The following is a 1,162-nucleotide window of genomic DNA, read 5'->3' as shown; positions in this document are numbered from 1 at the left end:
ACTTAAACGTTAATTCCTTCGTTAATACACGTATTCTATTTACCCCCTTAAAGATACGATGTAAATAAGTGCTGACAGTGTGAGGCATCTTTTCAGCCGAAACACTCGGCGTAGCCGGTAGTTATTGATATATCGCATATATCGTCTATCCATTGCTACGCAAGCATTTCAATTTGCTATGCAAATCTCATGCGATAGTAGGTGCACTTTTTATACCGTTGTCTTTAAGGACGACACCTCACAAACGTTGATATGACGCGGTTTAGGACTGCTGTTCTGCACTTTTATATTGAAGAAAGTGCTGGCGGATAATGCGGTCACACAGTGTAGTAAAACGTTCCGTTGCTAACTTCTTCACCGTACCCCGACCCGTCCGCTAGTTCTATCGATTTAAACAGCGTCCAACTGATAAATGTCTCCGTTATATCCCATGTACGAATCGTATACTCCTCGCTATCTTTCTCGATATAAACACGGTCAAAATCCCAATCTACAATTTTATATGCGGGATTATTTTCAAATACTTTCATCACTAAATCGATAATTGGCTGCGGTACATTTACTTCTGTCATTTTAAATTCCTCCTATTAATTAGTAGTGCGTCTTGCTTCCGATAAAACTAGCTGTAATGCGGGTGTATCTTCGAAAATGAATACGCTAAGCTGCTGATTGTCAGCGCATGGCTCGGTACGTAATATGCGATGTCCATTTTGCGCAAGTATATTCGCCACTCTAAGCGACCGAACTGCCTTTAGTTTGCGTTTCATGCGGTTGCTCCTCCTCACATTCTGTAAAATCACCATCAATTATAGTAATCTTTCTACGAGTACTGATAGCTGCTCGAATCTCATTAACTTGCGCTTGTAAACGTAGAATCTGTTTCTCTAAATAATCTACAGAGTCATCTGATGCGTGCTCAATGTTTGTTTGGAAAAATGCTCGTTGCGTTGTGTATGTTTCAATCGATAGAATCACACTAGAAATAGATCGAGTTATGCCTGATAACGCCGATTCATCGAACCTTCGCAGTTTAGCATCTGATTTCTCTAATGTTCGGATACGCGCATTTGCTTCATGAAGTTGACCTAATAATTCATCACGTTCCATAGATAAATGAGAATAAGCACCGTCAATTTCTCCTGAATAATCTTCATTTTGCATC

3 protein-coding genes are annotated in these 1,162 nt (G+C 39.9%); all 3 read right to left on the bottom strand.

Annotated elements, in window-relative coordinates:
• Positions 1-317: 317 nt before the first annotated feature.
• A complete protein-coding gene (locus tag NY607_RS24160; protein ID WP_259420610.1) occupies positions 318-572 on the bottom strand; it encodes a hypothetical protein in 255 nt (84 codons plus the stop codon).
• A gap of 15 nt (positions 573-587) precedes the next feature.
• Positions 588-767, bottom strand: a complete 180-nt coding sequence (locus NY607_RS24155; protein WP_259420608.1) for a hypothetical protein — start codon at positions 765-767, stop codon at positions 588-590.
• Positions 733-1,162: hypothetical protein (locus NY607_RS24150; RefSeq protein WP_259420607.1), on the bottom strand; the 430-nt coding region annotated here is incomplete at its 5' end. The genes NY607_RS24155 and NY607_RS24150, both read right to left, overlap by 35 nt.

The sequence above is a fragment of the Lysinibacillus sp. A4 genome (assembly GCF_024919535.1).
Classification (GTDB): domain Bacteria; phylum Bacillota; class Bacilli; order Bacillales_A; family Planococcaceae; genus Lysinibacillus; species Lysinibacillus capsici.
This window is presented reverse-complemented; position numbering and strand designations above follow the sequence as displayed.